At 36.2% G+C, this 26645-nt stretch carries 26 protein-coding genes; 14 read left to right on the forward strand and 12 right to left on the reverse strand.

Going from position 1 to position 26645, the window contains the following annotated elements; all coding sequences use genetic code 11:
* Window positions 1-53: 53 nt before the first annotated feature.
* Complete coding sequence (locus DI487_RS01930; protein WP_109568161.1) at window positions 54-1517, reverse strand: aminoacyl-histidine dipeptidase; 1464 nt, start codon at window positions 1515-1517, stop codon at window positions 54-56.
* A 91-nt stretch (window positions 1518-1608) separates the two neighbouring features.
* On the opposite strand from DI487_RS01930, the gene DI487_RS01935 reads away from it, so the two are divergent.
* The 4 genes from DI487_RS01935 to DI487_RS01950 all read left to right on the forward strand — a co-directional run bounded on the left by DI487_RS01935 (window position 1609) and on the right by DI487_RS01950 (window position 8743).
* On the forward strand, window positions 1609-2667 hold the full coding sequence (locus tag DI487_RS01935; RefSeq protein ID WP_109568162.1) for a DUF3810 domain-containing protein: 1059 nt from the start codon (window positions 1609-1611) through the stop codon (window positions 2665-2667).
* 4 nt (window positions 2668-2671) lie between these two features.
* Window positions 2672-5257, forward strand: coding sequence for a LytTR family transcriptional regulator DNA-binding domain-containing protein (locus DI487_RS01940; RefSeq protein ID WP_109568163.1), 2586 nt, complete (start codon window positions 2672-2674; stop codon window positions 5255-5257).
* A gap of 145 nt (window positions 5258-5402) precedes the next feature.
* Window positions 5403-7103: a hypothetical protein gene (locus DI487_RS01945; protein ID WP_109568164.1), complete on the forward strand. Its 1701-nt coding sequence runs from the start codon at window positions 5403-5405 to the stop codon at window positions 7101-7103.
* A gap of 539 nt (window positions 7104-7642) precedes the next feature.
* Window positions 7643-8743 carry a T9SS type A sorting domain-containing protein gene (locus DI487_RS01950; protein WP_109568165.1) on the forward strand — a complete coding sequence of 367 codons (1101 nt, stop codon included), beginning with the start codon at window positions 7643-7645 and terminating at the stop codon, window positions 8741-8743.
* A gap of 50 nt (window positions 8744-8793) precedes the next feature.
* On the opposite strand, the gene DI487_RS01955 is transcribed toward DI487_RS01950, so the two are convergent.
* Window positions 8794-10098 carry an NAD(P)/FAD-dependent oxidoreductase gene (locus DI487_RS01955; protein ID WP_109570575.1) on the reverse strand — a complete coding sequence of 435 codons (1305 nt, stop codon included), beginning with the start codon at window positions 10096-10098 and terminating at the stop codon, window positions 8794-8796.
* Between the two features lie 183 nt (window positions 10099-10281).
* Here DI487_RS01955 and DI487_RS01960 point away from each other — a divergent pair, with 183 nt between their 5' ends.
* Both DI487_RS01960 and DI487_RS01965 read left to right on the forward strand, forming a co-directional pair.
* Complete coding sequence (locus tag DI487_RS01960; protein WP_109568166.1) at window positions 10282-10776, forward strand: RNA polymerase sigma factor; 495 nt, start codon at window positions 10282-10284, stop codon at window positions 10774-10776.
* A 4-nt stretch (window positions 10777-10780) separates the two neighbouring features.
* Window positions 10781-11425, forward strand: coding sequence for a hypothetical protein (locus DI487_RS01965; protein ID WP_109568167.1), 645 nt, complete (start codon window positions 10781-10783; stop codon window positions 11423-11425).
* A 3-nt stretch (window positions 11426-11428) separates the two neighbouring features.
* On the opposite strand, the gene DI487_RS01970 is transcribed toward DI487_RS01965, so the two are convergent.
* Window positions 11429-12232 (reverse strand): lysophospholipid acyltransferase family protein, encoded by an 804-nt coding sequence (locus DI487_RS01970; RefSeq protein WP_109568168.1) that lies wholly within the window; start codon window positions 12230-12232, stop codon window positions 11429-11431.
* A 174-nt stretch (window positions 12233-12406) separates the two neighbouring features.
* On the opposite strand from DI487_RS01970, the gene DI487_RS01975 reads away from it, so the two are divergent.
* From DI487_RS01975 to hypE, 4 genes are read left to right on the forward strand one after another with little or no spacing between them, the layout of a single operon-like run.
* Window positions 12407-12748 carry a hydrogenase maturation nickel metallochaperone HypA/HybF gene (locus DI487_RS01975; protein ID WP_109568169.1) on the forward strand — a complete coding sequence of 114 codons (342 nt, stop codon included), beginning with the start codon at window positions 12407-12409 and terminating at the stop codon, window positions 12746-12748.
* Between the two features lie 11 nt (window positions 12749-12759).
* Complete coding sequence (gene hypB / locus DI487_RS01980; RefSeq protein ID WP_109568170.1) at window positions 12760-13602, forward strand: hydrogenase nickel incorporation protein HypB; 843 nt, start codon at window positions 12760-12762, stop codon at window positions 13600-13602.
* Between the two features lie 4 nt (window positions 13603-13606).
* The gene (locus tag DI487_RS01985; RefSeq protein ID WP_109568171.1) at window positions 13607-13855 is read left to right on the forward strand and encodes a HypC/HybG/HupF family hydrogenase formation chaperone; all 249 of its coding nucleotides are present in this window, start codon (window positions 13607-13609) and stop codon (window positions 13853-13855) included.
* Between the two features lie 3 nt (window positions 13856-13858).
* The gene (hypE, locus tag DI487_RS01990) at window positions 13859-14872 is read left to right on the forward strand and encodes a hydrogenase expression/formation protein HypE (protein ID WP_109568172.1); all 1014 of its coding nucleotides are present in this window, start codon (window positions 13859-13861) and stop codon (window positions 14870-14872) included.
* Here hypE and DI487_RS01995 read toward each other — a convergent pair.
* The 9 genes from DI487_RS01995 to DI487_RS02035 form a co-directional block, all read right to left on the reverse strand.
* Complete coding sequence (locus DI487_RS01995) at window positions 14869-15471, reverse strand: urease accessory protein (protein WP_109568173.1); 603 nt, start codon at window positions 15469-15471, stop codon at window positions 14869-14871. The two genes, hypE and DI487_RS01995, sit on opposite strands and share 4 nt — an antisense overlap.
* Before the next feature lie 9 nt (window positions 15472-15480).
* Window positions 15481-16560: a hydrogenase formation protein HypD gene (gene hypD / locus DI487_RS02000; protein WP_109568174.1), complete on the reverse strand. Its 1080-nt coding sequence runs from the start codon at window positions 16558-16560 to the stop codon at window positions 15481-15483.
* Window positions 16557-17186 carry an FKBP-type peptidyl-prolyl cis-trans isomerase gene (locus tag DI487_RS02005; protein ID WP_109568175.1) on the reverse strand — a complete coding sequence of 210 codons (630 nt, stop codon included), beginning with the start codon at window positions 17184-17186 and terminating at the stop codon, window positions 16557-16559. The genes hypD and DI487_RS02005 overlap by 4 nt, the downstream gene beginning before the upstream one ends.
* Before the next feature lie 3 nt (window positions 17187-17189).
* Entirely contained in the window at window positions 17190-19472 is a 2283-nt protein-coding gene (gene hypF, locus DI487_RS02010) for a carbamoyltransferase HypF (protein ID WP_170108158.1), read from the reverse strand.
* Window positions 19465-20007, reverse strand: coding sequence for a hydrogenase maturation protease (locus DI487_RS02015; RefSeq protein ID WP_245896494.1), 543 nt, complete (start codon window positions 20005-20007; stop codon window positions 19465-19467). The genes hypF and DI487_RS02015 overlap by 8 nt, the downstream gene beginning before the upstream one ends.
* A 19-nt stretch (window positions 20008-20026) precedes the next feature.
* A complete protein-coding gene (gene cybH, locus DI487_RS02020) occupies window positions 20027-20734 on the reverse strand; it encodes a Ni/Fe-hydrogenase, b-type cytochrome subunit (protein WP_109568178.1) in 708 nt (235 codons plus the stop codon).
* Window positions 20735-20752: 18 nt separating this feature from the next.
* Window positions 20753-22489 carry a nickel-dependent hydrogenase large subunit gene (locus tag DI487_RS02025; protein WP_109568179.1) on the reverse strand — a complete coding sequence of 579 codons (1737 nt, stop codon included), beginning with the start codon at window positions 22487-22489 and terminating at the stop codon, window positions 20753-20755.
* A gap of 24 nt (window positions 22490-22513) precedes the next feature.
* Window positions 22514-23635, reverse strand: a complete 1122-nt coding sequence (locus DI487_RS02030; RefSeq protein ID WP_109568180.1) for a hydrogenase small subunit — start codon at window positions 23633-23635, stop codon at window positions 22514-22516.
* 148 nt (window positions 23636-23783) lie between these two features.
* Window positions 23784-24437 carry an NUDIX hydrolase gene (locus DI487_RS02035; RefSeq protein WP_109568181.1) on the reverse strand — a complete coding sequence of 218 codons (654 nt, stop codon included), beginning with the start codon at window positions 24435-24437 and terminating at the stop codon, window positions 23784-23786.
* A 75-nt stretch (window positions 24438-24512) separates the two neighbouring features.
* Here DI487_RS02035 and DI487_RS02040 point away from each other — a divergent pair, with 75 nt between their 5' ends.
* From DI487_RS02040 to msrB, 4 genes are read left to right on the forward strand one after another with little or no spacing between them, the layout of a single operon-like run.
* The gene (locus tag DI487_RS02040; RefSeq protein ID WP_109568182.1) at window positions 24513-24956 is read left to right on the forward strand and encodes a DUF4268 domain-containing protein; all 444 of its coding nucleotides are present in this window, start codon (window positions 24513-24515) and stop codon (window positions 24954-24956) included.
* A gap of 9 nt (window positions 24957-24965) precedes the next feature.
* A complete protein-coding gene (locus tag DI487_RS02045) occupies window positions 24966-25664 on the forward strand; it encodes a Crp/Fnr family transcriptional regulator (protein WP_109568183.1) in 699 nt (232 codons plus the stop codon).
* Window positions 25665-25696: 32 nt separating this feature from the next.
* Window positions 25697-26167 carry a YHS domain-containing (seleno)protein gene (locus tag DI487_RS02050; protein ID WP_245896496.1) on the forward strand — a complete coding sequence of 157 codons (471 nt, stop codon included), beginning with the start codon at window positions 25697-25699 and terminating at the stop codon, window positions 26165-26167.
* A 9-nt stretch (window positions 26168-26176) separates the two neighbouring features.
* A complete protein-coding gene (gene msrB / locus DI487_RS02055; RefSeq protein ID WP_109568185.1) occupies window positions 26177-26644 on the forward strand; it encodes a peptide-methionine (R)-S-oxide reductase MsrB in 468 nt (155 codons plus the stop codon).
* The last annotated feature ends 1 nt before the right edge of the window (window position 26645 follow it).

Genomic DNA, 26645 nt, shown 5'->3' on the forward strand with positions numbered 1-26645 from the left:
CAAAAAACTCCCAAGCTTCACTTGGGAGTTTCTGTATTTTCTATTCTCTCAAATTACTTACTCGGAATATTCTTTAAAATGTCCAACACAAATTTCCAGTACTTTTGTGCTGAGGAAATACTCGCTCGTTCTTCCGGGCTGTGTGCGCCTTTAATCGTTGGTCCGAAAGAAATCATATCCATTCCCGGGTAGTTTAGTCCTAAAATACCACATTCTAATCCGGCATGGCACGCCACAACGCTAGGTTGCGTTCCGTTTTGTTTCTCGTAAAGAGAAGTCAGTATGTCTAAAATTTCCGATTTTGGGTTAGGAGTCCAACCCGGATAACTTCCCGAAAACGTTACTTCGCAACCCATCAATTCAAACGCCGAACGCAAGGCATTGGCTAAATCAAACTTCGAACTTTCCACAGAAGAACGTGTTAAACATTCGATTTTTAAATTTCCACCACCTACAGTTACTTTCGCAATGTTGTTTGACGTTTCTACCAAACCTTCGAAATCAGCACTCATGCGATACACGCCGTTATGCGCTGTATATAACGAACGAACCAGATAGAACTGCGCCATAGAAGGCAACACTTTTTTCGGTGTTTCTTCTAATTTTTCAATGATCACCTGTAAATTCGGCTCTGTAGTTTTGAACTCCGCTTTGATCTCGTTTACGATTTCCTGCATGTCAAATTCAAAAGCTTCGTCATACATTTCAGCGATCACCACTTCCGCCACACTTTCACGCGGAATAGCATTGCGCAAACTTCCGCCGTTAATAGTTGCTATTTGTAAACCGAAATCTTCGTAACCGTTATACAACAAACGGTTCATGATTTTATTGGCATTGCCTAAACCTTCATGGATTTGCATTCCCGAATGTCCTCCGTTTAACCCTTTTACCGTAATTCTGTAACCTACTGAATCTTCCGGTGCGTCTTCTTCATCATATTCGGCAACAGCCGTAACGTCTACCCCACCGGCACATCCGATGTCGATTTCATCGTCTTCTTCGGTATCTAAATTCAACAGGATCTGTCCTTCTAACAAACCGCCTTTTAAACCCATCGCTCCGGTCATTCCCGTTTCTTCATCAATAGTGAACAAGGCTTCAATAGCAGGATGCGAAATATCTGTACTTTCCAGAATTGCCATAATGGTAGCAACACCCAGACCGTTATCGGCACCTAAAGTTGTTCCTTTGGCACGTACCCAGTCACCGTCCACATACATTTCGATCCCTTGGTTGTCAAAATCAAAAACCGTATCGTTATTTTTTTGATGCACCATATCTAAATGCGACTGCATCACTATCGTTTTACGGTTTTCCATTCCGGCCGTTGCCGGCTTTTTGATGATTACATTGCCCACCTCATCTTTTAAGGTCTCTAAACCTAATTTCTGACCGAAATCCATCATAAAAGCGATTACCCGCTCTTCTTTTTTCGACGGACGCGGTACGGCATTCAGATCGGCAAATTTATTCCAAAGCGCTTTAGGCTCTAAATTTCTAACTTCTTGACTCATTCTATTTAGTTTGTTGTTTTTAACGGTGCAAAGTTACAAAGTATATTTCCTTAGATACTAAAATTCTGTTTATATTTACTGAAAAAAAGCCTTGAACCGAAAACGTATCCTTCCTGTTTTCCTCATTTTCCAAATTGTTCTGGTTAAAACACTGGGACGGTTTCCTCATTTTGTTGAAAACGGATACAGTAAAGGCTTATACCCTAAAATTGCATGGTTCAGCAGGAAACTGCTGGGAAGCATTCCGTTCTCGGTCGGAGACATCATTTACATTGTTTTAATTATTGGTTTACTTCGCTGGATCTGGCGGAATCGAAAAGGATTTTTCAGGAATTGGAAAACCAACGGATTAACTCTCTTGAGCTGGGTTTCTGTTTTCTATTTTTGTTTTCATCTGCTTTGGGGCATGAATTATTACCGGATCCCGATCGCCCAAAAGCTTGCACTTGAAAAAGAATATAGCGGTGAAGATTTAGCCGCCTTTACGGAAAAAATGGTAGCTCAGACCAATGCCTTACAGCTCCGGCTTGCCGGAAATGACACTTTAGCTGTTGTGGTTCCTTATTCCGAAGATGAACTGTTTAATTTGGCCCGACAAGGCTACGACCAATTGCCTTCTGATCTTAGTGATTTTCACTATGAGAATAAAAGTATAAAAGCTTCGCTTTTACGTTTGCCCTTAAGCTACATGGGATTTGGCGGTTATCTGAATCCATTTACCAATGAAGCTCAGGTCAATACCCTGAAACCTAAATTCTCAACGCCGCTTACCGTTTGTCACGAAATGGCTCACCAGACCGGTATTGGCAGTGAAAGTGAATGCAACTTCATTGGCTTTATTGCTGCCAGTCGAAATAAAGATCTATATTTTCAATATTCAGCTTACAGTTTTATTACTCGCTATTGCCTACACCATTTAGAACGAATGAAAAAAGGGGAAGGGAAAAAGTATTTTGACCGACTCAACAAAGGGGTTATTAAAAATTTTCAGGAACATGAAATGTTCTGGAAACATTACCATACTCCTATTGATTCCTTTTTTGAATTCTTCTATGATAACTTTTTAAAAGCTAACCAACAACAAGATGGTATAGCCAGTTACAGCAAGTTTGTAGGATTAATGATCCATTATGATCGCATAGCAAAGTAATTTTATGAAAAAAAATTTAACTGTCATTGTTTTTTTAACGGCTTTTTTCTCGTATGCTCAGGAGTATAGTTACAGAGAATTTGGATTAAATGAAGGATTACCGAGTTTACAGGTATACGATATTCATCAGGATAGAAACGGTATTCTCTGGTTTGCTACTGACAGAGGAATTGCCAATTATAACGGCTATGAAATTAAATCATTCGGTATTCAGGACGGCGTGCTGAATAATGTTGTTCTGGATTTTCATCCGCAAGCTGACGGTACGGTTTATTGTTCTACTCTGGATTGTAACTTATTTTACTTCCATGAAGATTTTCAGGGTTTCTTCCCCTATCCTTTTAACAGTCTCTTAGCCAAAAACTTAAACACACTTCAATACGTTAAAAGTATATACACTTCCGAAGACGGTTCGTTGCATTTGGGATGTGAAGGAATCCTCGGAGCGTTAGTTATTTCCAAAAACGGGAAAATACTTCAGAGACCTGATAAAATAACAGACTCATCTGAAACGGAGAACACCTATACAGTCTTGGAAAAAAAAGACAACGGTGCTTTCTTTTTCTATAAGACCCAAACTATTTCCCCTAAGAAGAACAGTGTTCATTTTAAAAACAAAGCTACACTTACCAAAGTGGATGTCATCCAGCTACCCGGTTCAAAATATTATGTGTACAAAAGCCCGTTTATGGTATCTGTATTTGATGAAAACATCAAACTGATCCGGGAGATTAAAACTGAATTTGATCCTATTTCCATTAAAGCTATAGACGAAAACCGCTTCTTTATCGGCTATCATTTCGGAGGCGCTAAAATAGTTGATCTGAAAAATAACACTACGGAATCTTTTCTGGAAAATAAATCGGTTACTAATTTCTTAATCGATCATGAGGGCGGTTATTGGTTTACAACATTACACTCAGGTATATGGTATACCAAAGAACCTAAAATTAAAATACTTAAAGGAGAGTTGAGCAATTTCCCGGTTAATTCGCTGACAAAGGATGATAACGGAAAAATATTTGCCGGCACTTTAAGCGGAAAAATATTTGGGATTGGACCGAATACTCAATGCCAAATGATCTATAACACAACACATACCCGAAAGGCTTTTGTTGAGTTTGATAAAAAAACAAAGAATAGTTATTTCTTTTCAAACCAAGATCTGTTTATCAATAAAGACTTTTCAGCACCGATTGAATTTCCGATTTATACAACTAAAATATCAGAGCCTCAGGAACAGAGAATCATCTTTTCGCTGATTAATGGTTTCTCAGTTTACGAAAAGAATTCTTTTAAGACCATCCGGGAATTTCCTTTCAGGATTCACGATGCCTGTTTCTTTAAAAACGATATCTTTTTAGGAACCCCTGAAGGTGTTTATGTTGTGGATGAGAAGAATACTGTTTCCGATCTAAAAGAATCCAATGCGTTATTTTCTTTCCGAGTAGACGACATTGATTACAACGAAGCCAGAAACGAATTGTATTTTGCTACCTTGGGGCAAGGCGTTGTTGTTTACAATAAGAACAATGAAAAGGTATTTTCTATCGCTAAAAAAGACGGCCTTTTAAGTGATATTATCAATGAGATATACATCGAAAATAAAGATACGATATGGGTCTGTACGAATTCAGGGCTAAACCGTGTTATTCTGGATGAAGAAGGTCATTTTTCTATAACCGGACTTAAAAGTTCCAACGGACTGCTGAATGACGGTATAAATGATGTCGAAATTACAAATGATACCCTTTGGATTGCTTCTAAAAAAGGACTTGTTTATACTCAAAAGCAAATTTTTGACCAACAAAATCAAGCAATCCCTCATTTTCTAAAGATCGATTATATAAAAGTTAATGATGCAAAGGCAAGTCCGGAACAACTGACACAGCTCTCGTATAAAGAAAGTCGATTAGAGATCGCTTTTTCTGACGTTTCTTTCAAAAAAGGAAATGAAATAATCTATCATTATTTTCTGGAAGGCTTAGATAAAAAATGGTATCGTACTACTAACCGAAAGGTTATTTTTCCTTTACTACCTCCCGGGCATTATACCTTTAAAGTCGCCGTGACCGACTCTAATGGCTCAGACTCAAAAAAATATCTTGAAATTCCAATTTATATCAGTCCGCCTTTTTGGAAAAACAGTTGGTTCATTGCAAGCCTTATTTTTGCGATAGGTATCATTATCTATTTATTCTTTAAAACTAATGTGCTGTCTTACAATAAAGATATCATAAGAGAATTGATCCGACTCATCATTAAGAAAATAAAGAACAAAGAAAGTTACTATGTCTTCAAAGAATCCGGAAAAGAGATACGAATAAAGACAAATACGATTCTGTATGTTCAATCGGCAGGAAACTATATTGATCTTGTAACAGAAAAGAAGATCTATACGATACGATGTAAAATAGGCGATTTTATTGCTACTACACCTGATCCGTTAGAATATATCAGAATACATCGGTCTTATATTGTCCGTATTGATAAAATTGAAACCAAATCTAAAACGGAGATCACTATCAGAGGTGAAAAATTACCTGTCAGTAACAGCTTCTCTTCTGAACTTGAAAAAGTATTTTTTTAGATTCGTCACTATATATTATGATTTCGTCACAGAACCTATCCACTTTATCACAACTTTAAGCTACAATCGTCACAAATATAAAAAAGAAAGAAAATAATACATTTTAAAATATAAATTTGAGAGATAAATTTTAAAACTCAACTTTATGAAAACAAACCTGAGAATCACCGGATTTATTTTAATTTTTCTATCGTTTTTAGTTTTTTATTCCTGTTTTCCTGATGATAATGTAACAGAAAAACAGACTAATAGCCAAACAGCAAAAACTACACAAAGCTTTAACGGAGTCATCTGTGACGGAAAGAAAATACTAAAGTTTGGCTCCTTAGCTGATCTCCAACAAGAACATCTGGCTTTGTACCAACAATATGAAGCTAATAATCAGGATGAACAAGTGTTAGTTGATTATGAAAATCTCAATAATTTTTATTCCTTAAGAAAAAAAGACCAGGATATGGATGACGGTATCATCCCGAATGATCCGAATTTTGATGAAACTAACTTTACACTTGATCCTATTTTAGAGACTTTGTTAAATGAAGATGGCATGATTATAATTGACGACAGACTTTATATTTGGGATTCCGGTTGTATCATTCAATCCATACCATTTTCCTGCTCTAATTATTTAGTTCTTTTAGATTTTTACCATGCTTCACTGTCTAATTCTCCTGACCAGATGCACGATCTTTTTGTTCATTATGGCATCCAAAACATCAATATTTGTGATGATCCTAACTTTGACTTTGAAGAAATCTCTGAAAATGGCGGAAAAGTGAATGGTGAAGAGCCTCGCTATAAAAACAAAAACGGATGTGGATATGATGTAGTGGTAAACAGCAAACTAACATCCTGTGATAACGGTTTCAATACTTATGAAATTTCATTTGAAAGCATTGTTCCCTTAGGTTCTACCGCTCCGTTAAACGTTTTCTACGTTAGTAGTCCGTTTGGCGATTTAAGTCAAGTAGAAGCAGCTACTGCTTTAGCCGGATCTTATGGTGCAATTCCGCTTACAAATCAAGATCAGACTTACGGTTATATTATGCCATTTACGGATACATTCTATTTGCGAATTCCAAATAACCTTTCCGATACATTTGTGGTTACATTTAGTTCAGCAGTCAATCTATTCACAGGAAACTCCTGTTTAGCCTTGGATCAAACGACTATTGACAATGCATGTCCTTTCTCAATTTCTGCAATTAAAAATGCCGTAAACTCGTCTCAATCTATATGGACTTTTTCAATCACGTCCGGAAGCGGATGTACCTTTTCAGCAGACAAAGTAACATGGAATTTCGGAGACGGAACAAGCATCACGGGAGGTCTAACAGAAACTCACACATATTCATCGCCTTGTAGTATGGAATATTTTACAGTAACAGCAACTATCCAAGGAACAGCATGCGGTGTTTCTAACCCAGTCTTTATTAAAAGTAATATTCCGGTGGGGAACCCTTGCATGAGAAAAAACTACAAATTCCCTACTTATAAAGATAATGTGAATGGCAAAAAGGTCAAGCTTACCGCAAAATTAAAAAGGAATGTTTTTGGAAAATCTGTATTTAAAAATGTGTTTAAATGGCGGGTTACAGGTTCAAAAACGATTCAAAGTGCAGGTAACATCTATAATCCGAGTGCAACTAACGGAGGTTGTATGCAAGTAAATATCTCGTCTGTAGTTCCTTCAAAAACAACGACAGGTAAGAAAAGGAATGTTCAAAAAGAAAAATTCCCGGCACTTTACCATATAGATGCTGCTGATCCTTACGAAATTCATTTCTCTCATTCAAACGGATTTAACCACGTACTTACAGCAAGTGGTCTTTATTGTAGTCAATAAATACTATATTTATCATGAATTAAAAACCTCGATACTTTATCGGGGTTTTTTATTTATATCCGATTTAAAAAGATTGGTTCCTAAACTCGATCACCTAAAAAAGACAAGTAAAAAGTGTATTTACTACCTAATTACAGAAAAGATATCCATAAAGAAACCTATCACCGGAAACTAGGATTAACCTTATAGTAGAAAAGAAAACCTATAGGATTCGGTTAAAACAGATGGTTCTACTACACAATCAATTAATAAAAAATACAAGGATTTATTGACTTATATATAATCCGAATTGATAAAGTTGAAATCACTACTAAAAACGGGGATGATCATTTGCAATGAAAAATTAGCTGTTAACAATAACTTTTCTTCAAAAATTGAAAAAGCACACTGTTAAATTCGTCACAATTAAAGAATATTTCATCCCAAATCAATTTTAACTCATCACTATTATTGCACATGACTATCACAAAAGGTAATATTAAACATTTTGCGTTTCGTATAGGTTATACTTTTGACAAACAATCTTTAAAACAAAAAGTATGAAAACAAAGTTATTTAATCAAGTAACATTCAAGAATTTAATTCTTATTTTAATGTTAAACCTTTCCATTTCTACCTTTGCAGTAAACTCAATTGAGGTAGATTTTTCATCTTCTTCGAATGCATTTGTAAAAACTGTAAGTGGTACTTCTAATGGTGTTGATACTTATAAAACTTTTACCATTACAATTCCTTTTTACAGTAACACATTGGATTTACTAAGTTTAAGAACAGATTATGCTGGTAGTTGTTCTGGTAGTGTAATGATAAACGTTAATGGAGTAAACTCAACTTATGCAAGTAATGGCAATACTGCTCTTCACAAATGGTATAGTATACCTAATCTACCAGTTGGAACTACTTACTATACCGTAAAAAGTTTTTGTGGTAGTGTTGAAATTACAGGTTCAAGACAATTAATAAGAGTTATCATAGTAAAAGAAGCAGCACCTGTACTTAATTTGAATATTGCTGCATCATGTAGCACTAATAGTGATGGAACCTATAATGGATACATAAGCATTAAAGGAACAGGAACTTATACAAATGCAACGCATTTGTATTTAAAAACAACTGCTCCTACAACAGCATGTCCTTCTACTCAAATGAATATTCCTGCGTTAGGAAATACTGCTGCAAATGGTAGCATAAACAATAGTGGTTTTTTTAGCTGTAATACTAACGGAACTTATACCGTTCAATTATTATATAAAAGAGTGAACTTAAGTGGAAATTTAATCGTTTATACCATCCCTAGCGGTTCTTATAACTGGACAGATTACTCTTTTACTAAAACATTTAAAATGTGTTTCAACCTAGCAGAACCTATTAGAAACCACCTTGCTTTAAAAAATAGTGACATCAAGTTAACCAACCCTGTTAAAGATGTCATGCTTTTAGAAATAACAAATGATACCAATATTTCATACGAAATAACTATCTACGACTTTTCCGGATTAATTGTTAAAAAAGAAGCTCTAACAAATATAAACAAGAAAGGACCAAATACCATTAATGTACAAAACCTTAGAAAAGGTATTTATCTGGTTGAAATTAATAACGGAAAAGAGATCATCCGTAAAAAAATCATCAAGGAATAATTTATACACTATTAAAAACAAAAAGAATCCTGAAATTCAGGATTCTTTTTTTATATCTCATCGCTCACAAAACTTATCGGTTCTTTTTCTTTATACGGGCGAATGATCAAACGAGCTTCCCGGTCAAAACGAATGTAATTATATACCCAATTTAAAAAGACAACTGCCTTGTTCTTAAACCCGATTAAAGAAAATAAATGCACAAACATCCATACAAACCAGGCAAAAACGCCACTGAATTTAAACTTAGGCAAATCTACAACTGCTTTATTACGCCCTATCGTAGCCATCGAACCCTTATCACGATAGGCAAAAGGTTGCATCTCTTTTTGATTGATTAAGCGAATAATATTAGCTGCCAGATGCTGTCCCTGTTGAATTGCCGGCTGTGCCATCATAGGATGTCCGTGAGGATACGCTTCTGTTTCCATTGTTGCAATATCGCCTATTGCAAAAATGGTATCATATCCTTCTACCTGATTAAACTGGTTCACCTTTAAACGCTCGGAACGTGCTTCTGTTGAAGATTGCTTAAATCCTCTTAGTAAAGCTCCTTTTACTCCGGCTGTCCAGATCACAGTCGCCGTTTGAAAGCTCAGATCAGAATTGGTGGTCACTACTTTTCCGTCATAATCCGTTACCCGAATATTTTTCCATACCTCAACGCCTAAATCGATCAGGAATTTTTCTGCTTTTTCAGAAGCATTCTCACTCATGGTATTCAAGATACGGTTACCGCTTTGGATAAGGTTAATTTGCATTTTTCGAATATCCAGATCCGGATAGTCTTTAGGTAAAATGGCTTTTTTCATCTCTGCCAAAGCTCCGGCAAGCTCTACACCTGTAGGTCCGCCACCGACTAAAACAAAATTCATCAGACTTTGGCGCTCCTCTATGTCATTGGTCAGTAAAGCCTGTTCAAAATTCTCAAGGATCAAACTACGGATATTCAATGACTGAGGAATGGTTTTCATGGCCATGCAATTGCGTTCCATTTCCTTATTTCCGAAAAAATTAGTTTTTGAACCGGTGGCGATTACCAGATAATCATATTTTAGTTCACCTATATCTGCTATCACTTTTTGATTAGTAGTATCGATCTCTTTTACATCGGCTAAACGAAAATAAAAATCTTCAAATTCCTGAACCACTTTACGAATCGGGTACGCTATGGAATCAGGCTCCAGACCTCCTGTTGCTACTTGATACATTAAAGGCTGAAAATTGTGGTAATTGTGCTTGTCTAACAGAACTACTTGAAGTTTTTTGTTTTTCAGTTTTTTGGCTAACGAAATTCCGGCAAACCCTCCGCCAATAATTACAACACGCGGAAAACTACATTGAGGTATGTTCATTTTACTAAGAAAATTTTGAAGCTCAAAGATACTGCTTTTCAATAGCAATTTCAACGGCAATGACAAATACAATAAAACTTTTGAATTATAACTCATTCTTCTTTTGACTTTTGAAATTGAGCTTGTCATTGATTTTTTATAAACTTGTAACAAAAAACAAGAAGCTGCTACTTATTATTTGATATGAAATCATCCGAAGAAAAAGAGTTTGTTTCACAACTGGAAGAAAATCAGAATATAATCCACAAGATCTGTCGGTTATATACCACTGATGAGGATGCTCATAAAGATCTATTTCAGGAAATTACCATCCAGCTTTGGAAAGCATACCCAAACTTCAGAGGAGATTCAAAATTCACTACCTGGGCCTACAGGGTAGGATTGAATACAGCCATAACACTCTATCGGAAAAAGAAAAAAACAATAGATACCATTGAGTTTGACGGAAGCTATCACAAAGTAAAACAAGAAGACTATAACTTTGAAGAAGAAGAACAATTGAAATTATTATATGGTGCCATAAGCGAATTAAACGATATAGAAAAGGCTTTGGTATTTTTATATTTAGAAGATAAGGATTATACGGAAATATCGGAAACTTTGGGTATCAGCGAAGTGAATGCAAGAGTAAAGATGAATCGTGTAAAAGGAAAATTAAAAAAAATTTTAAATCCGTAGCCTCATGGATGAACTAGAGATTTTAAAGAGAGACTGGAAAAATAAAGAGCATTCTTTTAAACGTATTAGTGAAAAAGAAATATATGCTATGCTACACAAAAGATCCTCTTCTATTGTGAAATGGATTCTTGTAATTAGTATTGCAGAGGTATTATTTTGGACTACGATCAGCATTTTAACTGCAGACGATGATTATTTTAAAACACTGAAAACTTACCACTTAAACACTATTTTGCCCATTATTTCGGCTGTAAATTATGTTGTTTTAATTGGTTTCATTTACCTGTTCTATAAGAACTACAAAACTATTAATGCTATTGATACGGTAAAACAATTGATGATCTCTATTTTAAAAACCCGAAAAACCGTTCAGTATTACGTTTGGTACAATCTGGCAATGGTATTCTTTTCATTTATATTAGTGTTCTCATTTCAATTCATGTATGATCCTAAGATAAATGAGTTATTGGATAGCTTTTCGCAAAACGGTGGCAACAGCAACACTTTTTACTTTTTCATCTTTGTCATTTATTTTGTTGTCGCTATTGTTTTCGTCGGATTAATATGGTTATTCTACCGCTTACTTTACGGTATTCTGCTAAAACGTCTGTACAATAACTATAAAGAATTAAAAAAGATAGATCTTTAAGCTTTAATAGCTCCACTGACGTTGCTTGTCCAGTTTTGCTTGCTCTTCCAGTACTTCAGCCGGAATTACTTTTAAGAAAGAAGGATGCTGCTCAATTGCATATTCTATTTTTTCAACCACGTCCTCAACAGAATCGTGTTCGTAATCTATTTGAAGTGGTTCTTTGATCACGAAAGATTGTAATATTCCTTTTTTCTTGATGCGAAGTCCTTTTCTGTCAAATGAACGTCTGAAACCATCGATCACAATCGGAACAACAATAGGTTTGTGTTGCAGGATGATATGCGCTGTTCCTTTTCGAACCGGTTTAAAAGAACGTGTTGTTCCCTGAGGAAAAGTTATAACCCAACCGTCTTCTAAAGCTAATTTGATATTTTCCGTATCATTCGGATTTACATCTCGTTTCACATCCTGACCTTTAGCTCGCCAGGTTCGTTCCACAGTAATTGCTCCCGCATAGGCCATAATACGAGGTAAAAGTCCCTGCTTCATGGTTTCCTTAGCAGCTACATAATACAAGTTCAGTTTAGGATTCCACAAATACCCTACATTTTTAATAGAATCTTCACGCCCTTTCAAAGCTGCGTTAAAAACATGGAACATAGCCACCACATCAGCAAAGTACGTCTGATGATTCGATATAAACAATACATTCTTATCCGGTAAGCTCCTTAAAATATCAGAACCTTCGATCTTTAATTCGTTAAACCCTCTATAGCGTTTGTGTGTTATAATTCCAGCAAAACGAATCAACCATTTTTTCAAAAATAATATGTGTCCAAAAGGATTTCTTTTAAACAACCCCATACTCTCATTTTTTTACAAGGCTACAAATGTAATAAAATTGGAATACAATTTACCTTTGATACTTGTTTTACACTTTTAAGTTGCCAAATTTACCTTTAAAATTAAACCAAATTATTGACTTTTATCATAAAAATTAATTAAATTACCCTTAAATTTGTTAGACAAATTGAGTATATGCACGAATTGTCTATTGTTACTTCAGTGGTACAATCTACTGAAGAAGAGGTCAAAAAAATAAATGGGACTTCAGTCAGGGAAATTCATCTGGAAATAGGGAAATTATCCGGTGTTGAAATGAGTTCGTTCCTATACGTTTGGCCACAATGTATTAAAAATACAAGTCTGGAACACGCTGAATTGATTATTAATGAACCCGAAGGAAAAGCAACTTGTGCCGAATGCGGAACTCCTTTTGACATCAAAGCTTTTTTCGATAGTTGTCCCAATTGCAATAGCCCGTTCAAAAACATTACTCAGGGAAAAGAAATGAAAATAAAAAAACTAATCATTCAATAATTCAAGATATTATGTGTACTACTTGCGGATGTAGCTCAGATGAAAACGGTGTAAAATATACCAAATTAGAAGTGCATGAACATACTCATGACGGACATCATCATCACGATCACGGACATCACCACCATCACGACCATGAGCATTCACATGATCACGGCCATTCACACGATCATGGACACCACCATCATGCGCATACACACGAAATCAGCATTGTTGATTTAGAAAAAGATATTCTACAGAAAAACCAATTAACAGCTGAGCGTAACAGAGGTTATTTTGAAGCCTTGAATATTTTTGCTATTAACTTGGTAAGTTCTCCCGGTTCCGGAAAAACGTCTCTTTTAGAAAAAACAATTTCCGATTTAAAAGACGAAGTTGAGTTTTCTGTAATTGAAGGCGACCAACAAACCAATAACGATGCCGAGCGCATTCACGTACTGAACGTTCCGGTGATGCAAATTAATACCGGAAAAGGATGTCACTTAGACAGCGATATGATCGCAAAAGCGACTAAAACTTTGGCTCCGAAATCGAATTCCGTTTTAATGATCGAGAATGTAGGAAACTTGGTTTGTCCGGCTATGTTTGATTTAGGAGAAGCCAAACGTGTTGTGATTATTTCAACTACTGAAGGCGAAGATAAACCCTTGAAATATCCGGATATGTTCTACGGATCTCATATTTGCATCATCAACAAAATTGACTTGTTGCCGTATCTAAAATTTGATTTGGAAAAACTAAAAGAGAATGCTAAAAAAGTAAATCCGCATTTAGAATTCTTTGAAGTTTCAGCAACAAGTGGTGAAGGTTTAGACCAATGGTATGATTTTTTAAAACAATCGTTAAAACAATAAGCGTATGTGTTTAGCAGTTCCCGGAAAATTAGAACGTATTGTTACCGAACTAGACCCTACATTTCGCATTGGCGAAGTGTCTTTTGAAGGTGTTAAAAAGGAAGTCAATTTAGCTTTGGTTCCCGAAGCCAAATTGGGCGATTATGTTTTGGTTCACGTAGGTGCGGCCATAGGAATTATTGATGAAGACGAAGCCCACAAAACCATGCAGGTTTTAAAAGACATGGGCGAAGACATTGAAGAACTGAAGTAAAAAATGAAGCAATCAGCTAACGAAATCATACACTTACACCACGGAAGCGGTGGCGAACACATGACCAAGCTTTTAAATGAGGTCATTATCAAAACGCTTCACAACGATATTTTAGACGTAAAACACGACGGTGCTTTTCTTAATTTACAAGGAAAATTAGCCTTTTCTACCGATAGTTATGTGATTTCTCCCATTTTTTTCAAAGGTGGAAATATTGGCGAATTAGCCGTGAACGGAACCGTGAACGATTTGTCTATGTGTGGTGCAAAACCCAAATATTTATCCTTATCTTTTATTATTGAAGAAGGGTTCTCCTTAGCTGAATTTACCACTATTGTTGAGTCCATCAGAAAAGCAGCCGATAAAGCTGAAGTTCAAATTGTGACCGGCGATACTAAAGTGGTAGAACGTGGAAAAGGCGATAAAATCTATATCAATACTTCCGGGATTGGTGTGGTTTATGACAAGGCAGAAATCAGTAGTTTGCAAATAAAACCCGGAAATGCCGTTTTGATCAACAGTGCTATCGCTTCTCACGGTATGGCGATCATGTCAGAACGTGAAGGTTTGCAATTTGAAAGCGATATTGTAAGCGACACAACCAACCTCAACTTTACCGTTCAGCAATTGATTGAAAGATTTGGTAATAAAGTTCATTTTTTACGCGATGCTACTCGCGGTGGATTGGCTTCTGTACTCAATGAAATTGCCACTGATTGTCATTTGGGCATCTCAATTTTTGACGAAAAAATCAACGTGGAGACTCAGGTTAAAAACGCTTGTGAACTTCTCGGTTTAGACCCTTTATACGTGGCTAATGAAGGTGCTTTCGTTTGTATTGTGGACCAAAGTGTTGCTGATGAAGCTTTAGCTTTGCTACAAACTAAAAATCCGTTGGCTTCCAATATCGGTACAATTACCGAAGAACATCCGAATAAAGTGATCTTACATAGTGCCTTTGGCGGAAAAAGAGTTGTAAATCCGTTAATTGGCGAACAATTACCGCGTATTTGTTAAGGATTAAGATTTTCAAAAATTACTTTAGTGCCATAAAAAACACAAAGTAGCGATGATAAAATGGTTAAAGCCACTTGTAATCTTTCTGATTTCATAACTGTTTTGGAATAAGGAACGCTAAACAATCCGGCGGCGGCTAACATTCCTATAATAGAACCTAATCCGAAAATAACGATATAAAGCAAACCTTCTAAGGTGCTTTTCATTTGTGACATCACAACCACTACTAAAGCGCCACTTCCGGCTAATCCGTGAATTAAGCCGACTCCAAATGCCGCTTTGTGTTTATGATCGTTCGAATCGTCTTCTTGCTTAAGAAACATTTTCATTAAACGAAATATTCCTAAAACAATCAACATACCTCCCACTCCGGCTTCAAAATAACTGAAGATTTTTTCGTCAATGCTGTATTTTAGCCCAATCATCAGTAAACCCACACAAAAGATAGTCGCAGTATGCCCTATTCCCCAATAAATTCCGTCTTTAACAGCAGTAGTTACTTTATTTCTATTGGTCACCAAGCTATTTACCGCAATTAAATGATCGGCTTCAAAAGCATGTTCCAGACCGGAATATATGATTAAGAATACTTTTAGCATGATTTCTTTTTATTTAGCGTAATTATAATAAGCCGCACAAGCTCCTTCCGATGAAACCATTGGCGCACCTAACGGATTAGAAGGATTACAAGTAGCAGCAAACTGCGGACATTCGTGTGGTTTTTTTAAGCCACGTAAAATTTCACCTGCTATACAACCATTGGTCTCACAACCGGAAACTGTTTTAATTTCAAATTTTTTATTCGCATCAAAAGCCGCATATTTGGGCTGCAAAACATAACCACTGTCAGCAATAGCACCAATTCCTCTCCATTCTTGTGTACCAATTTCAAAAACATCAAACATAACTTCTTTGGCCCGAAGATTTCCTTCTTCTTTCACCATTCTCGTGTATTGATTTTCTACTTCATATTTACCGTTTTCTAATTGCAAAACGGCATGATAAATAGCCTGAAGTAAATCGGCGGGTTCAAAACCAGAAACTACAATGGGGATTTGATACTTTTCAGCAATCGGATAATATTCGTCTAATCCCATAATTGTACACACGTGACCTGCTCCCAAAAAAGCATCAATGGTACAAAATTCGTCCGACAAAATAGCTTCCATTGCCGGTGGAACTAAAACATGTGAAACCAACAATGAAAAATTCTTCAAACCTAATTTAGCCGCATGATGAACTGCCAAAGCGTTACTCGGCGCTGTGGTTTCAAAACCAACTGCAAAGAAAACCACTTCTTTATCCGGATTTTGGGCTGCAATATTAACCGCTTCCAAAGGCGAATACAAGATACGCAAATCACCTCCTTTAGCTTTCGCCTGCAACAAACTGATCGTTGAACCCGGAACCCGAATCATATCACCAAAAGAACACATGACCACGCCTTTTTCCATGAGCTCGACTGCTTTATCGATCAAATTCATGGGCGTTACGCACACCGGGCAACCGGGACCGTGAATCATTCGAATATTTTCAGGCAACAAATCCAACAAACCGTTCTTCACCAACGAATGCGTTTGACCACCACAAATTTCCATGATGTTCCACGGTTTTGTAGTTACCTTGTGAATTTCGTCTATATAATGTTTAACGAGTTCGGGATTTCTATATTCGGTTAAATATTTCATTCTAAAATTTGAAGCAATTCAATGATAAACACTAAAGTAGAATTGGGCTGAATCATTGGCGCAGCACCTTCTTCACCATAAGCATATTGATGTGGAATATACACTTTCCAGCGTGCTCCTTCATTCATTAAAGGTAAAACTTGTTGCCATCCGCTGATGGTTTCACCAATATTGATATCAAACGAACCAATATCCTTTGTAGAATCAAAAACGGTTTTATCCAACAAATAACCTTCATACAAAACACGTACATCATCTGTTACCACAGGTGTTTTTCCGTTTCCTTCTACTAAAATTTCATATTGTACTCCCGATGGTAAAGTTATCACTTCCGGGCGTTTTCCGTTTTCTTCTAAAAACTTCAATCCTTCTGCTGCATTTTGCTCTTTCATTTCTTCGCGCAAAAGCGTAATGTAATTATTAAAGATCTCAATAGCCCTTTTTTGAGAAATTTTGGGATACGAATTGCTGTAAACCGATTTTAATCCGTCTACAAAATCGTCATACGAAACTTCATCAAAGCCATTGTCTTTAAGGCTTAAACCCATTACAACACCTGCCGAATATGAAATTTTATCTTGCTCTTCTGTCTTTCCTATGGTTCCTAATAATTCTGAAATATTCATGTGTTACGAATTAATGTTTACACTATAATTTAATTGCCCAAAAGCGATATTCTCATCATTTGGCGATAGATTTTCGTGGAAATAACAGTTAAATTTTACTGCTAATTCTTCTTCAATTAAATCTACCAAAAGTGCATTTTGGAATACGCCGCCGCTGTATGCAATTTCTTTAAAACTGTGGAAGTTTGCAACTTTTTCGATCACTTTAACTAAGGTAAAATGAAAATTAAGCGCTATTTCTTCTTTGCTTATATTTTGTTTGCTATCTGAAACGACCTTTTCAATTATTTTGAATGAAAGAATCGTTTCTGTCAAGTCTTCTCCTTCCAAATAATCGATTTTTGCTGTTTGAATATCATAGGCTTTTTGCGCCAGACTTTCCAAATATATCGCAGCTTCGCCTTCAAATGTCATTTCGTATGTAAAGCCTAACAAGCATGCAACAGCATCAATCAATCTTCCTACCGAAGAAGTTTGCAACGTATTTTGTTCTTTCTGTTTTTCGAATAAAATCCATTCATTCGCACTAAACAAATGACGAATTTCATCGGGATTTCCGTTCCAAAGTGACAACAAGCTTATTTTCGGATTCTTCGACATTTTATCGCCTAAAATCCAATTGAAGTTTTCGAAGTGCTGGATTCGTTTGAACTCTTTCTTTTGATATTCGAAAAATTCACCACCCCAAATTTCGTGTTCAGTGCCAAAACCAATGCCATCCCAAATAATACCCAACACTTTATTTTGGCTTTGCCACAAATTGTGTTCCGTTAAAATAGCCGAAAAATGCGCTATATGATGTTGAACTTCTTCTACTTTTATGTTGTTTTTATCGATTTGCAATTCTTCAAGCATTCGACCTGATTCATACAACGGATGTTTATCTTTCACAACAACTTCGGGTTGAAACTTGAATATGGAAAAATAATCTTGAATCGTTTTTTGGAATCGCAAAGCTGTATCGTAATCGGATAAATTCCCAAAATATTCGCTTGCATACAAATACGTATTAGGAAAAATGGCAATGGAACTTTTTAAATCGGCTCCCAATGCTACAATCTTTTTGCTTTGGATCTGTTCTTTATACGCTGAAGGCAAGCTAAAATTGGGCGCCAAACCTCGAGCTCTTCTCAATATAATTTTTCGTTTCTTTTTGGTCAATCGCACAACCGAATCATCTTGCGGGTGCTCAATATGTAAATCATGATGCAAAAAGAAATCGGCGATGTTTTTTAGTTTTTCTTCGGCTTCTTTTTCGCTGCTGCAAATGGGCGAACCATGAACATTTCCACTGGTTGCCACCAACGGAATTTGCGTTTCATGACACAACAAATGCAACAAACCCGAATAAGGCAATAGCGCTCCAATGGTTCTATTGATAGGTGAAACTTCGTTTATAGCCACATCACTTTTTGCTTTTGAAGGCAAAATAACGATTGGTGAAACCGTAGATTGCAATTCGTTTAACGCAAAATCATCAACCGAAACGTTTTTATGCAAACTTTCTTCGCTAGGAAACAAAACAGCTAAAGGTTTAACAGGTCTTTGTTTTCGAAGTCGCAATTTTTGAACAACCTCAGCTTTTGTTGCATCGCAAAGTAATAAATAACCCGATGTGTTTTTTAGCGCGATGATACTTCCGGATTTTAATTGGTTTGCCAAAAAAGGAAAAATCTCTGGATTGGTTTCGTATAATTTTTCTCCGTTGGCATTAGTTACCCAAACTTGTATTCCGCAAACAGAACACGTATTGGTTTGCGAATAAAAACGTTTATCTTTTGGATTGTTATATTCTTTTTGACATTCCGGACACATGTTGAAGTGATGCAAACTTGTATTTTCTCTTTCGAAAGGAAAATTTTCAGTAATAGCATAACGCGGTCCGCAGGTAGTACAAGTAGTAAACGGATAATAAAACCTTCTGTTGTTTTTGTCCAGAATTTCCGTTTTACAATCCGAACAAATGGCAAAATCAGGCGTCAAAGGAGCGTTTATTGGGTTTCCTGAATTTGTGGCTACAATTTGAAAATCCTTAAAATGTATCTGTTCTGAAACTTCAGTAAACGTGATAGCTTCAATTTTAGAACTTGATGGCGCTTGAAGTGAAATGTTATCATAAAAATTTCTAAATACCTCAGCTGAAGTTTGCGCTGTTATTTCTACGCCGAAAGTAGTATTGGTCACAGTGCCTTTAATTTTATATTGGGTTGCCAAATTGTAAATAAAGGGTCTGAAACCAACTCCCTGAACTCTTCCGGAAATCCTTATTTTGAATGTACTATTCAACAGTGATTACTTTCTGTTCTCTGATGTTGTGAACCAAATTTAAGATTTCTTCGGTTACCTTTTCAATAGCTGCTTCTACTTTTGGCGAAAGCCCTACTACCATTGGATCCATTTTTGAAATAGTAATAGTGTAGAGATAAATCTGAGGCATTCTATCAAACATAGTCAAAATTTCGACCATGTCTTTTAATCCGAAATTATGTCCGCTTAAAGCTAATGGAAAATCATTGGAAAATTTTGGTTTCAGTAAGGAAATTGTTCCTTCTTCCTTACCATCCATAGTAGCGTCAACCAATATTGCAACGGGATGACTTTCCAGATAAGGAACCAAAAGAAAACCTCCGGTTCCTCCATCTATAAAAGTTATATTTTCGGGAAATTTTGATTGTTCCAAATTATTGATAAAATGCACACCAACTCCTTCATCTCCCATAAGGTAATTTCCTATTCCCAAAATAAGGATATCGTTTCCCTTAGAGTGAAAATCGTCTTTTTTATACGCTAAAACATCTTCTGTCATAATTGTTTCAATCAAACTATTCTATTACGTTTAATTATTGTTTTGTCTCTTCCTGAACCCGCTCAGAAGACACAAATTTTTGTCCGCTAATCATTGCAGAAGTTTCTCCTCTGCCTTCTAACCAATCGTGGAATAACACTAAATAAATGTGAACTGCCATAAACAGGATAAACATCCACATGGTTATATGGTGTACTTTACGAATCAGAATTTCATTATCATTAAACAATGGAGTCACCCAAGCAAACATTTTCGGAAAGAACCAAGAAGCTGTAGGTGCGTACATTGCAAAACCTGTTGCCATCATTAGTAACGCTAAAACGAACATTACAAGATAAGAAAAAGTGGCTACACTGTTATGCCCGATACTGAAACTTTCAATTTTGTGAGCTTGCTCATTTTGTAGAAAGATATCGTATTTTAAAACGTGCCATATATTCTTCATCCCTTTTTTATTAAAAGGGAAAAAAGTTCTCCAATTCGCAAATTTATTTCCTACAAAAGCCCAGTATATTCTTAAAATCATTACTGCAACCATAATGTAAGCTGCAATGAAATGTATTTTTCGAACATAGCCAAACCAAAATTGCTGCGAAGCTTCCAGTTTTGACATAATTGCCGGCGGATTACTAATGATAAAACCAGTAACAATTAATACAGTTATGGCTAAGGCATTTAACCAGTGGAAAATCCGAACCGGTAATTCCCAAACGTATACGCGTTTAAAATTTTTTGTGGCCATAATTCATTCTTTTAAATTCTAAATTGTACACACCGAAATATCATTTACTTGCTTGATAATTTCTCCTTTTTCATCATATAAATGAACGGCACAAGCGATACACGGGTCAAATGAGTGAATGGTTCTGATTAATTCTAACGGCAATTCCGGATCTGCAACCGGAGTATTAATCAACGTACTCTCATAAGGTGAACGTTGCCCTTTCGGGTCACGTGGCGAAGCATTCCAGGTGGATGGAACTACTTGTTGGTAATTTTCAACCTTTCCGTCTTTAATAACGATCCAGTGGCTTAAGCCTCCGCGCGGTGCTTCAACCAATCCGACACCTTTACATTCTTTCGGCCAGGCTTTGGTTTCCCAATTATCCATATTTGCCATGCGAGTATCGCCATTTTTAATATTCTTGATTAGTTCATCATGGAATTCTAAGTTCCAATTCGCTACTAACTGTGATTCTAAAGCTCTGGCAGCCGTTCTTCCTAAAGTTGAATATAAAGCATCTAAAGGCAATTCTAATTTTGCTAAAGCTGAATCTACTAATTCTTTGTAATCTTCTCTTCCTTCTGCATATCCTACTAAAACCCTTGCCAGCGGACCGACTTCCATAGCGTGTCCTTTCCAACGCGGTGTTTTAATAAAACTATATTTTTGAGAAACATCTAAGTGAGAATAAGGAGGTTGCGGACCTGTATAGTGAATATTAGTTTCTCCGCTCCACGGCTGTCTACCGGTATTACCATCACCTTCATAATCATACCAAGAGTTGTTTACATATTCTTCAACAGTCTTCAAGTCTCGGATATCCACTTCATGAATTTTAGACAAGTCTCTGTCCATGATTACTCCAGAAGGGAATTTAAAGGTTTTATGATCTGTATTGTTGTACCCTTGCATTGGTAGATCTCCAAAAGCCATAAAATTATGGAATCCGCCTATTTTTCCCCAATCTTTATAGAAACTGGCTATTGCCAATACATCCGGAATATAGACCTGCTCTACAAATTCTTTTCCTTGTTCTAATAATTGGCGAACAAATGCTAAACGCTCTGCATTTAAGCCACTGGCATCGTCTAAGTTGATAGCACAAGCCATTCCGCCAACTAAGAAATTCGGGTGCGGATTTTTACCTCCGAAGATTGCATGAACTTTTACGATCTCTTTTTGCCATTCTAAAGCTTCTAAATAGTGCGCTGTAGCCATTAAGTTAACTTCCGGCGGTAGTTTCATAGCCGGATGTCCCCAATAACCATTCGCAAAAATTCCTAATTGTCCACTGTTTACAAACTTTTTCAAACGCGTTTGCAGATCTGAGAAATATCCCGGTGAGCTCTTTGGCCAATTTGAAATAGATTGTGCCAATTGAGAGGTTTTAACCGGATCAGCGTTTAAACCGCTAACCACATCAACCCAGTCAAATGCGTGTAAATGATAAAAGTGTACTACGTGGTCGTGCAAATGCAAAGCACCTAACATCATGTTACGAACCATCTCTGCATTTGGCGGAACTACAATTCCCAGTGCATCTTCAACCGCTCTTACCGAAGTAATAGCATGCGATGCTGTGCATACCCCACAGGTACGTTGAACAAATGCCCAAACATCTTTAGGGTTTCTTCCTTTTACTATATTTTCTAATCCTCTCACCATTGTAGAAGATACGAATGCGTCTTTTATTGTTCCGTCGCTGATCTCAACCTCAGCACGTAAGTGGCCTTCAATTCTGGTAATAGGATCCACTACTATTCTTTCTGCCATATTCTTAACTGTTTATGGTTATTTTTACTCTTCAACTCTCTTTTCGTTCTCGATTGCATTGTGAATACGTCTGTTCAGATCTTTTCTTTTCGAAATGTTAGACGCTACAGCATGTACTGCTGCTCCTGCTGCAACTGCTCCGATCGCTACTTTACCGATAGTATCGGCATCCGCTTCAATTCCTCCGCCTATAGCAGCATCACGAGTATAAAAACTTCCGGCATCCCAGAAATTGTTTGAACTACAACCGATACATCCGTGACCGGATTGGATCGGATAACTTACCCCGCCATTCCATCTGATGTTACCACAGGCATTATAGGTACTAGGACCTTTACATCCCACTTTGTACAAACAATATCCTTTTTTAGCATTTTCATCGTCAAAAGTTTCGGCAAACAATCCGGCATCGAAATAAGGACGTCGGTAACAACTGTCATGAACGCGTTTAGAGTAAAAAGCTTTTGGTCTACCGGCACTGTCTAATTCCGGCAATCTGCCAAAAGTCACTACATGAACAATGATCCCGGCCATAACTTCTCCGATCGGAGGACATCCCGGAACGTTTATAATAGGTTTATCTGTAATAATTTTTTCAATCGGAACAGCACCTGTCGGATTAGGCTTTGCTGCTTGTACACAACCTGTTGTTGCACAACTTCCCCAAGCAATGATTGCTTTAGCTCCTGCTGCTGATTCTTTTAGTGTTTCCAATGCACTTTTTCCGGCAATACAACAATAATTCCCGTCAGCACCTAAAGGAACAGAACCTTCTACACACAAAATATATTCGCCTTTATACTTATCCATTGTTGCTTTTTTAGCTGCTTCAGCTTGATGACCTGATGCCGCCATTAACGTCAATGTATAATCCAAAGAAATTTTATCTAAGATAATATCCGCAACAATAGGATGGTCTGAACGGATAAAAGATTCACTACAACAGGTACACTCTTGAAAGTGTTCCCAAATTACCGGTAGTCTCGGTGTAGTTTCCAAAGCCTTGGCAATTTGCCCAATAGCCGTGTTTTCAACCCCCATATAGGCTCCTATAAAAGCCACAAACTTCATAAAATCCCTTCTGGTATACCCGTTTGCCTCAATACTTTGCAAATAGGTCTGGTTTTGATTACTTTCTTGTTTCATATGCTTTCAGATATTGGTTGGTGTATGGGTAATGCAATAACTTTATCACAAACTATACGAAAATAGCGTAATAGCATTTTTAAAAACATGATAAATATCATGTTTTTACGTTTTTACATTATTTATAACTAGTCCAAACTACTAATTATCAAATACTTTTAACCAATATTGAATTCTGGATAACCATCTTCAGTTCGCTCATCATCATAGCCGTTGCTCCCCAAACAATATACTTATCGACTTTAAAAGCCGGCACCTGAATATCTTTAGCATAAGAAGTGGTCATCTGAACCTGAACGATGGATTTTTCATCTAAAAAGGAAGACAACGGAAACTCAAGGATTCGTTTTACTTCATCAGGATTAGCCGTAAATTGCACTTCTTCATCTGCTATCCCCATAAAAGGAGAAACTAAAAAATTACTGGGAGGAATATATACCTGACTGAAAGGTTTTATGATCTCAACACTTTTGGGGTTTACCCCGACTTCTTCATAAGCTTCGCGCAATGCCGTTTGTTCCAGATTGACATCTACCTCTTCTACCTTCCCTCCGGGAAAGGCTATTTGTGAAGAATGTACTCCGGGGTAAGAATTCCTGACAATTAAAACCAGATGGGTTTGGTTATTCTTTGGGTACAATAACATCAGAACTGCTGCTTCTCTGGGGGAATATTTTAAAAAATCATTATCCTTAAGAAAACTTATTCGCTCTAATGGTGCCATTTTTGTATGAGCATCAGAGGCTAACAATTTTTCTTTTTCTATTTTTGGAACATATTTTTTAAAATCTTTAAACAGCATAACGTTAACTTTGCTTATTGTATCCTATAAAGTTAGCTTTATTTTTAACAAAAATCAATTTTTTTAGCCATAATTATGTTTAGTAAAGAAGAAGCCCGTCAAATAAAAAAAGAATTTTGGACCCATTTTGCTGAAGAATATCCTCGTAAATGGTTACTCTATGATACCAAGATCAAAGATGTTTCTTTTAAATTTTACATTGATAATAAAAAAGCTCAGGTTTCTCTTGATATTGAGCCGAAAGAAGACGAAAAACGTAAAATTTACTTTGAAAAAGTGGAATCTTTAAAAACTATTTTGCAAGAAGACTATTTACCGGATGCTATTTTTGAGCGGCATTACTTTTTAGAAAGCGGAAAAGAGATCAGCCGAATTTGGGTAGAACTTCCCGGAATCAGCATCAACAATAAAAATACATGGTCGCAAGTTTTTGATTTCTTTTACGAAAAAATGACTGCTTTTGAAATGTTTTTTTATGAGCATGAAGAATACATCAAAGATCTGGAGATTAATACTTAACTTTACTATATGTATGAAGAGTTAAAATACTGGTATCTGCGTGACCACAAGCTTTTTAGAATTCTGAGCTATAACCAGATCAAACAATTATGTATTATCTCTAATTTTAAGAAAGCTAAAAAAGGAGATATTCTTTATTTTTCAGATACAAAAGTTCCTCAGATCTTTTTATTGAAGAAAGGAAATATCAAAATTGTTGCAATGGATGATGATGGGAATGAGCAAATAAAAGAGATCATTCAGAAAGGTGACTTGTTCGGTGAACTTACTTTAGAACAAGGTGTTTCGAATGAGGTTGCCAAAGCACTTTCTGATGAAGTTATTATATGTAGTTTTCTATTATCAGATTTTGAGAACCTGATGCGAAAATACCCTGATTTAGCTTTATCTTACACCAAATTTATCGGGTTTAAAATCAAAAAATGGAAAAACAACTATAACAATCTTATTTTTTTAAATGCGGAAACGCGTCTTTTACTCTTTTTAACAGAGTGGGCTGAACGTGATGGCATAAAAGAAAACGGAGGCATTCGCATTGAAAATTACCTCACGCAAAATGATATTGCCCAAATCATTTGTACTTCCCGACAAACCACTATTTCGCTACTCAATGAGTTAGAAAATGAGCATCAGATTTATTACTCCAGAAAAGAAATCATAATCCCGAATCTTACCCAACTCAAAAATTTGATCCGTAAAGTAAAGTAGTTTACATTTCTATTGTTGAAAGCGTCATAACTTTGTTAAAAATAATAGTTATGAAAACGAAAATAGTTTTATTACTCATCCTTTCCTTTTTTCAGATTAGTTTGGGCCAAAATCCAAAAGAAAATCGAAATTTGGAATCAGGTGTTGCTTTACAAGGCTACGATCCGGTCAGTTATTTCACCATTGGAAAAGCAGTAAAAGGGAAAAAGGAATTTGCTGTTTTTGTCCACAATGCCATTTATTATTGTAGCTCTTTAAACCATAAAAAACTTGTAGAAGCCAATCCTGAGCGATACGAACCTCAATATGGCGGGTGGTGTGCTTATGCTATGGGAAACAACGGTTCAAAAGTTGAGATTAATCCTCAGACTTTTAAAATTATAGATGGTAAACTCTATTTATTTTATAATGCGTATTTTAGTAACACACTAAAAAGTTGGAATAAAAATGAAACAGTGTTAAAAAAGAAAGCTGATACAAATTGGCTAAAAATAACAAAATAAAAATGTGCTATGAAAAAGATATTATTTTTAATTTTAGTGATTCAATCTTGTCAATCACAAACTAAAAAAAGTGAGGATATGAACTTTGATATCAAAAAAACGGATGCTGAATGGAAAGCCGAACTTTCCGATGAAGAATACAGAGTATTACGCGAAAAAGGTACTGAACGGGCATTTACCGGAAAATATTGGGACTCTTTTGAAAAAGGAAAATATGTTTGCGCCGCTTGCGGTAATGAACTTTTTACTTCTGATACCAAATTTGATTCGCATTGTGGCTGGCCTTCTTTTGATCAGGCAATCAAAGGTTCGGTTATTTACAAAGAAGATCTGAGTTTCGGAATGGTCAGAACTGAAGTTATGTGTGCTAAATGCGGTAGCCACTTAGGACATGTTTTTGATGATGGTCCAAGAGAAACTACCGGAAAACGATTTTGCACCAATTCTGTTTCGATCAAGTTCATTCCGGAAAAATAAG

Source organism: Flavobacterium sediminis (assembly GCF_003148385.1).
GTDB lineage: Bacteria > Bacteroidota > Bacteroidia > Flavobacteriales > Flavobacteriaceae > Flavobacterium > Flavobacterium sediminis.